We start from the raw sequence: 8,053 nt of genomic DNA on the forward strand, positions 1-8,053 counted from the left end.
CCACTCTTCCTATCGCCAAGGCACTGGGCAAGAAAGTGATTGTATCCACGGCCACCGTGGCGCTGCAGGAACAGATCGTCAACAAGGACATCCCCGAAGTGCTGCGACACAGCGGCCTGCACTTCAAAGTCTCGCTGGCCAAGGGACGCGGACGCTATCTGTGCCTGTCCAAGCTGGATGCGCTGCTGAACAACGTTGACATGGCCAGCAACCCCACTCAGGCACTGTACGAAGATGAGTTGCCACAAATGGGCGAGCAGAGTGTGCAGATCTATCAGTCGATGATGGATGCCATGGCCGCCAACAAGTGGACCGGTGACCGCGACGAGTGGAAAGACGGTATCCAGGACGAGGACTGGCAGAGAGTCACCACCGATCACCGGCAGTGCACCGGTCGACGCTGCGCCAATGTCTCGGCCTGCAGCTTTATGAAAGCCCGCGATAACCTCGGCAGTGTGGATTGTATTGTCACCAATCACGATCTGGTACTGGCGGATCTGGCTCTCGGCGGCGGCGCCATTCTGCCCGCACCGGAAGACGCGATCTACATTTTCGACGAAGGCCACCATCTGCCCGATAAAGCCCTCAATCACTTTGCCCAGCACAGCCGACTGATCAGTACCAGCAAGTGGCTGGAACAGAGCCAGAAGCCTGTCGCCAACCTGTTAGCCCAGGTCAGCGGCGCCGGCAATGTGGATCGCTTCGGCGAACAACTGCCTGCCGCCATGCTGGACGCCAAGCAAGAACTGGACAAGGTAATCCCTATGTTCCAGTCACTGGCGGACACCATTGATCCCACCGATCACACCCCGCGCCACCGGTTTGAAGGGGGACTGATTCACCCTGAAATGCAGATGGCCTGTGTCGATATTAAGCGCTCCTTTGACCGTCTCGCTGAGCTGTTGAGCAAAATGGCCAACGAGATCAACGAATCCATGGAAGACGCCCACTGTCCGGTGCCCAAGGTGGATTTGGAAAATGCCTTCCCCACCGTCGGCATCTGGCAGTCGCGGGCGGAAGCCAACAAAGACCTCTGGGCCAGTTACGCCTCTCCCGATCCGGAAGGGTCTGTGCCTAAAGCCCGCTGGTTCACACTGGTGGAGCAGAGTGGCAATCTGGACTTTGAAGTCTGCTCCAGCCCGATCCTCGCCGCGCGCACGCTGGAATACGGCTTGTGGAAACAGTGCTGCGGCGCCGTAGTCACCTCGGCCACCCTCACGGCTCTGGGTCATTTTGGACGCTTTCAGATGCGTGCCGGCACACCACAGGACAGCCAGTACCACGTAGTGCCCAGCCCGTTCGATTTCACCAAAGCCGGCGTACTGCGAGTGCCTTCTCAGGCCTCAGACGCCAGTAATGCCAGCGCACACACTCTGTCCATTGTTGACTCGCTGCCTGAAATTCTGGACATCAACCAGGGCAGCCTGGTGCTGTTTTCCTCCCGCCGACAAATGCTGGACGTTTACGATGCCCTGCCCGGCGACTGGCAAGACATCATTCTGGTGCAGGGTGACCGCTCCAAACAGGCATTGATTGATGAGCACAAACAGCGCATCGACGACGGCGAAGGCAGCGTGATCTTCGGTCTCGCCAGCTTTGCCGAAGGTGTGGATCTGCCCGGCGACTACTGCAGTCATGTGGTGATTGCCAAGATCCCGTTTTCCGTTCCCGACGATCCGGTTGAAGCCTCACTGGCAGAATGGATTGAAACCCGCGGCGGCAACCCGTTTATGGAAATCAGTGTACCCGACGCTGCCATTAAACTGGTACAGGCCTGTGGCCGCCTGTTGCGTACCGAAAGCGATACCGGCACGGTGACACTGCTGGACCGCCGGGTCGTGACTCGGCGCTACGGTACAGCGATTCTCAACTCCCTGCCGCCGTTCAGTCGGGACTTGTCGTAAACCAACCGGCTGCCTAACCGCAGAACGACTAGCTCCAGAACGGCTAACGACAAAACGACAACCACAGAGAAAACCATGACCACAGCGCTGACTGACGCCCTGTTCGACATAGAAGCCGAGCTGAAAGCCATTGAATTGTGGGATACAGAACCCCCATCGGAAGAGGCGCTGTCCAGCACTCAACCGTTTTGTGTGGACACCCTCAGCCTGCCCCAATGGCTGCAATTTATCTTTCTGCCACAAATGCACACCCTGATCGAGAGCGAGCATCCTTTACCCACAAAGTGTGGTATCGCGCCCATTGCGGAAGAATATTTCAGACACCATTCTGAAAACGGCGATCATCTGATTGCACTGCTCAACCGGATTGATGAACACTTAAGCAGGGCCTGAAATTTTCAGAACACGCCAGATGGCAGCTTAATGTCTATACTTCGGACAAGATCACGAGCTGACAAAATTGAACTCTAACCCTGAGCGCCAGACCCGAACACCATCCATACAACCGAAGAGCCAAATGCCGTCCACAGAGCACCAGCACAGGAAAACCGAACTCATTGGCTGTCCATCCTGTGACGAGCTGACACGGATTCCTGAATTAATTCCCGGCCAAACAGCCTTCTGCCCTGAATGTGGTCATCTGCTGAGTCAGTGTCGACGCCACGCGTTCGACAAGGTCATCGCCTATGCACTGACTGCCCTGCTGCTGTTGATTGCGGCCAACCTCCTTCCCTTCTTATCCCTGCAAGCCGCCGGAGCGGAGAACACCATCGATCTGCCCAGCACGTCCATTGCAATGTTTCACGAAGGCATGCCGTTTCTGGCCCTGCTTGTGTGTGGGTTTATTTTGCTTCTGCCCATGGCCCAGTTACTGCTGGTGCTGGCACTGTATGTTCCTCTGCACTTAAAAACCCCCGTTCCCTGGCTGGTCCCTACAGGCAGATGGGTCTTCGCGATGCAGAGCTGGTGCATGGTGGATGTGTTTCTGATTGCCCTGGTGGTCAGTCTCGTCAAACTGTCTACCATGGCCTCCATCGTGTTCGGGATGGCTTTCTGGGCTTATGTGGCCTTTGCCTTTTGTTTCACTCTCATGCTCACCTGTACCGATCGCCTTCAATGCTGGCAAGCCATTGAAGCCCTGATGTCCCAACAAGAAGCTCTGATGTCCGAGCAGAAAAACTCGACTCAATTAACAGGCAGCCCTCAGCCATGAGCCACGTTTCCGCCGTGTCCAGAGAGCAGGTCACTTGCCACACTTGCTACAAAGTCAGTCCGATTCAGATGGGACACTGCCCACGCTGTCACGCCGAGCTGCACCCTCGCAAAAAAAACAGCATCCAGCACACCATGGCACTCCTGATCACCGCCAGCCTGCTGTACATTCCCGCCAACCTGTACCCGATCATGATTACCAGCCATCTTGGTCAGGCTGAACCCAGTACCATTCTGGGGGGCATTTGGACACTGTTCGAGATGGGCGCTTACCCTGTCGGCACCATCATTTTTCTCGCCAGTGTGATTGTGCCTTTGGCAAAACTGCTCGCGTTATTTTATCTGTGCTGGGCGGTCACGGCTTTTGACAGTCAGGGTCTGAGTGATGACGCCAGCCTCAAGAGACAAACACAACTGTTTCGGATTGCCGAATTTATGGGCAAGTGGTCTATGGTGGATGTCTTTGTGGTTTCCATTCTGGTTTCGCTGGTACAAATTCAGGGTCTGATGACGGTAGAGCCGGGCATTGCCGGACTGTCCTTTTCCGCCGTGGTGATTATCACTATGATAGCCGCAGAAAGCTTTGACCCCCGTTTGATCTGGGACCTCAAACATAACCCACAACCTGACACGGTATCGCCCCCTCACGGAGAGCCTCAATGAGTGACACACCAGCCACCGTTCGCCACAAGCGTGGAATATCCAAGATCTGGATCATTCCGCTGGTCGCGCTTGCGCTGGGTTTGTGGATGCTGATGTATAACTTTACCCATCAGGGCCCTACTTTTGAGATCACCTTTGAAAATGCTGACGACCTTGTAGCCGGCAAAACCAAAATCAAATTGCTCAGCGTCGACATCGGGGTGGTTAACTCGATAGAACTGAAATCCGACGTATCCGGAGTCATCGTGAACGCCGCCCTCGAAAAGCAATACGCTGACTTGCTGAAAGAAGACACTCAATTTTGGGTTGAACGGGCACGCGTTGGCACCAGCGGTGTCAGTGGACTAAACACTCTGCTGTCTGGCGCTCACATCAAGGTATTGCCCGGTAACAGCAAGATCGAACAAACCTCTTTTAACGGTTTGGAAACGCCACCGCTGACCGATGCAAACGCACCGGGTGTGCGTCTCGTACTGGAGAGCAAAAATGCCTCTTCCATCAGTACCGGAGACGATGTTCTGTTCAACGGCTATAAAGTCGGCGGGGTCGAGAGTATGGTTCTGGACGAAGACAGCCAGACCGTCAAATACGATGTCTTTATTAAAGCGCCCTTCCATCATCTGGTGACAGAGAATGTCCGCTTCTGGGACATCAGCGGCGTCTCCATGCGAGCCTCGGCACGGGGTTTTGATGTCGACATGGGCTCACTGGACACCCTGCTCACCGGCGGCCTGTCGTTCAGTCTTCCATCCCACCTGTCGCCAGGCAGCGCCGTTAAAGACAGCACCCACTTCAAACTGTACGGCTCCAGAGAAGAAACACTGGAACGCCACTACCATCAGAAAATTTACTATGTCGTTGCGTTTAAGCAACCTGTGGGAGGCCTTTCACCAGGTTCACCAGTGACCTACCGGGGTATACCTGTCGGGCAGGTGGAAAAGGTACTGCTGAAGGAGATGATGGCTCAGGCTCCTCACCAAACCGGTGCTCCCATCCCGGTATTGATTTATCTGGAGCCCGCACGATTTGAGGTGGGCGATAGCGACGAATCCTCTGACAGGCTCAAGCAGATGATTCTGGCTGGTATCGACAACGGTTTACGAGCCACGCTAAAGACCGGAAACCTGATTTCCGGGAGCCAGCTGGTGAATCTCGACTTTTATCCCAATGAGCCCGCAGCCGAGACCGGCACATTTAATCAATACGCTCAAATACCCACCATGGCCGGTGGCATCGATCAAATTCAGCAATCGCTCACCGCCTTGCTGGATAAGTTCAACAACTTGCCGCTGGATACCACCGTGGGCAACGCCAACAACGCCATCCACCAACTGGATCAAACCCTGCTGAAAGTAGACTCACTCCTCAGCACACCACAGGTACAGACACTGCCTGATCAGATCAATTCGAGCCTGACCGAACTGGACAGCACGCTGAAGAACTTCCAGGAACTGTCGGACTCACTGCGGAACTCCGCGCAATTACTGCCGGTTTCTGAGCATACAGACATCATTCCCGAGGCCAAACAAGAATGACTACCACCTCACTACTCCGAGCCAGCTTACTGACCCTCAGCTGCCTGATATTATCCGCTTGCCTCGGAGGCACCCCGCCGCCCGCCACGCAGTATTATCTGCTGCGCGCAGACTCTCCGGGCGCGTCGCACCACGATCCTGCAATCAAGGTTTATTCACAGAAGCTGTCCAGCGTCCAACTTAATGCGGTAAACATTGCGCCTTACCTGCATCAAAATGGCCTGGTAATGAAAACCGACAACCACCGCATCGCCATTGCCCGCTACAACAAATGGTCTGAACCACTCACTTCCAGCATTCCACGTTTTCTGAGCCGGTCCATTTCCCATTTCTATGGTGCCGAAATTATCACCACGGCCAATACCGCATCGACTCCGACAACGACCGTCGAAGTCAATATCGATCAACTTCACGGCCAGCATAATGGTGACGTCACGCTGGAAGCCTCCTGGACCCTTAAATCAACCAGCAGCACCAACCCAACCATCCAATCGTTTGCGTTTAGCGATGTTATTTCACTGAACAGCAGCGGTTACGACGCACTGGTCGCCGCAGAAAAGCAGTTACTGGAACACCTGTCTCGCGAAATTGCCCAGAGCCTTCCGCCCCTGAGATAAAGAGCCTTCCGCCCTTACCGTAAAGAGCCTTCCGCCCTGCGACACTTTGTCACATTCCCCGCGCCCTAAATCGCAGTGATAATGATCGGATAAAATAACGCTCATTGGGGGAGTACATATGACGGGGTTTCAACACGCCTGGCAAGCAGCACGACGTCTGGCCACACCGGCATGTCTGCTGGCACTGACCATTCACCACGCAACCGTTCACGCTGACAACACCACCAAGGCTGATCCCGCCAAAGCCTCCCCCATGGAAACCATGGTGGTCACCTCCACCAAAGAAGCAAAATCCAAATCAGACCTAGCCGAATCTCTTGATTCTCTGGACGCCAGCGAACTGGAGCTGATCGGCCCAGCACACCCGGCAGAAGCGCTCAATCGTATCGCCGGGGTGCACATTAACAACCTTGGCGGCGAAGGCCATATGACCGCCATTCGCCAACCCATTACCACCTCCGGCGTGTATCTGTTTCTGGAAGATGGCTTGCCTACCCGCCCCACCGGCTTTTTCAATCACAATGGTCTGTACGAAGTGAATGTTTCTCAGGGCAGTCGCCTCGAAGTCACCAAGGGACCCGGCTCAGCACTCTACGGCAGCGACGCCATCGGCGGCGTGATCAACTCCGTCACCAAGCCTTCACCCGATCAGCCAGAAGCCGACATCAATGTTGAACTGGGAGCCTATGGCTGGAAACGCGCGCTGCTGAGTGGTGGCACCGATGTGGGAGAAGACAGCGGTGTGCGCGTTGACCTCAATGCCACCGACAACGAAGGCTACCGGGACGATTCTGAATACACCCGATACTCTTCCACGCTGCGTTTCGACAGCCAGCTCTCACAACACTGGGACATGAAGGCCATTGCCTCTTACACCGACGTTGACCAAAGCGGCGTATCCGGCCTTGAGGAAGACGACTACAAAAACAACCCGGAGAAAAATGAATTCACCGGTGACATCGGTTACCGTCAGGTGCAATCACTGAGAATATCGTCAGAGTTTAACTACACCCCCAACGCCGATCAGCTGCTAACCCTGACCCCCTACTATCGTGATAACAGCATGCGAATGATGCCCAGCTGGATGGTGACCTACGACCCCAATGTGCGTGATTACGAATTTCAGTCTTACGGCATGCTGGTAAAATTCCGTCAGAGCCTGTTTGACGGCACGGGCGAAATTATTGTCGGTCTGGATACTGACTACACGCCCTCCACCTACACAGAAGAGGTCATTAGCGTTACCCGGAACGGGGATTTTTACACCGACTATCAAACCACCGGCCAACTCAACTATGACTTCGACGCAGAGCAAACCTCGCTGTCGCCCTACGTCCACACAGACTGGCATTTGACCGACGAACTGATTCTGAGCGCCGGTCTGCGCTACGATCACTTCTCTATCGATTACAAGGACAGCGGCAAGGCCACCAGCAGCTCTCACATTCGTCCCGAGTCACAATCACTGAGCTTTGAACAATTCAGCCCCAAAGCCGGTTTGGTGTATCAATACAGCGAAAACCACAACGCTTACGTCAATTACCGTCACTCGTTTCGCGCCCCGACCATCGGCACCCTGTTCCGTCCGGGTTCGTCGATGGACAGCACCGACCTTCAACCCGTCACCAGCGAGAGCTATGAGATGGGCTTTCGCGGACAGTTTAACGAGCGACTGGGTTACGAGCTGGCCCTGTACCACATGAGTGTTGAGGACGACATTGTCAGCTACATCGAAGGCAATGACCGCATCAGCACCAATGCCGGTGAAACCTCCCACCAGGGTATCGAACTGACACTGACCGGCAGCATCACCGAAGAAGTCAGCTTTAACATCGCCTGGAGCTGGGCCGAACATCAGTACGAAGACTACTCTTACGTTTACGGTTACTTTAATCCCAGCCTCGGTCGCTACGTGACCGAAACCCGCAACTACGACGGCTACGACATGGGTAAAGCGCCTAAAACCATGGGCAACGTGACGCTCGCCTATCGCCCTGACTTTATTCCCAACACTCGCTTTGAGCTGGAATGGGATCATCAGGGCGAGTACTACACCGACGAGACCAACACCTCGACTTATCAAGGCCACGACCTGCTGAATCTGCGTGCCAACTACGACATC

The 8,053-nt window shown here is 54.8% G+C and carries 7 protein-coding genes; all 7 read left to right on the top strand.

Annotated features, from left to right (window positions below):
• Positions 1-1,904, top strand: a 1,904-nt coding sequence (gene dinG, locus ACTG33_RS14860) for an ATP-dependent DNA helicase DinG (protein WP_439136008.1), incomplete at its 5' end; no start/stop codon positions are given.
• A 75-nt stretch (positions 1,905-1,979) separates the two neighbouring features.
• Positions 1,980-2,297 (top strand): YqcC family protein, encoded by a 318-nt coding sequence (locus ACTG33_RS14865; RefSeq protein WP_439136009.1) that lies wholly within the window; start codon positions 1,980-1,982, stop codon positions 2,295-2,297.
• A 124-nt stretch (positions 2,298-2,421) separates the two neighbouring features.
• Positions 2,422-3,117, top strand: a complete 696-nt coding sequence (locus ACTG33_RS14870) for a paraquat-inducible protein A (protein WP_439136010.1) — start codon at positions 2,422-2,424, stop codon at positions 3,115-3,117.
• Entirely contained in the window at positions 3,114-3,779 is a 666-nt protein-coding gene (locus tag ACTG33_RS14875) for a paraquat-inducible protein A (protein ID WP_439136011.1), read from the top strand. Before ACTG33_RS14870 ends, ACTG33_RS14875 begins: the two co-directional genes overlap by 4 nt.
• Positions 3,776-5,314 (top strand): intermembrane transport protein PqiB, encoded by a 1,539-nt coding sequence (pqiB, locus tag ACTG33_RS14880; protein WP_439136012.1) that lies wholly within the window; start codon positions 3,776-3,778, stop codon positions 5,312-5,314. The genes ACTG33_RS14875 and pqiB overlap by 4 nt, the downstream gene beginning before the upstream one ends.
• Positions 5,311-5,931 carry a PqiC family protein gene (locus ACTG33_RS14885; RefSeq protein WP_439136014.1) on the top strand — a complete coding sequence of 207 codons (621 nt, stop codon included), beginning with the start codon at positions 5,311-5,313 and terminating at the stop codon, positions 5,929-5,931. The genes pqiB and ACTG33_RS14885 overlap by 4 nt, the downstream gene beginning before the upstream one ends.
• 118 nt (positions 5,932-6,049) lie before the next feature.
• On the top strand, positions 6,050-8,053 hold a 2,004-nt coding region (locus ACTG33_RS14890; protein WP_439136015.1), incomplete at its 3' end, for a TonB-dependent receptor.

This window comes from Pseudomaricurvus sp. (assembly GCF_965662505.1).
Classification (GTDB): Bacteria; Pseudomonadota; Gammaproteobacteria; order Pseudomonadales; family Cellvibrionaceae; genus Pseudomaricurvus.

Excerpts from the sequence above, each read along its gene's own strand:
- ACTG33_RS14875 (WP_439136011.1), top strand. The coding sequence starts at position 3,114 with ATGAGCCACGTTTCCGCCGTGTCCAGAGAGCAGGTCACTTGCCACACT.
- pqiB (WP_439136012.1), top strand. The coding sequence starts at position 3,776 with ATGAGTGACACACCAGCCACCGTTCGCCACAAGCGTGGAATATCCAAG.
- ACTG33_RS14865 (WP_439136009.1), top strand. The coding sequence starts at position 1,980 with ATGACCACAGCGCTGACTGACGCCCTGTTCGACATAGAAGCCGAGCTG.
- ACTG33_RS14885 (WP_439136014.1), top strand. The coding sequence starts at position 5,311 with ATGACTACCACCTCACTACTCCGAGCCAGCTTACTGACCCTCAGCTGC.
- ACTG33_RS14870 (WP_439136010.1), top strand. The coding sequence starts at position 2,422 with ATGCCGTCCACAGAGCACCAGCACAGGAAAACCGAACTCATTGGCTGT.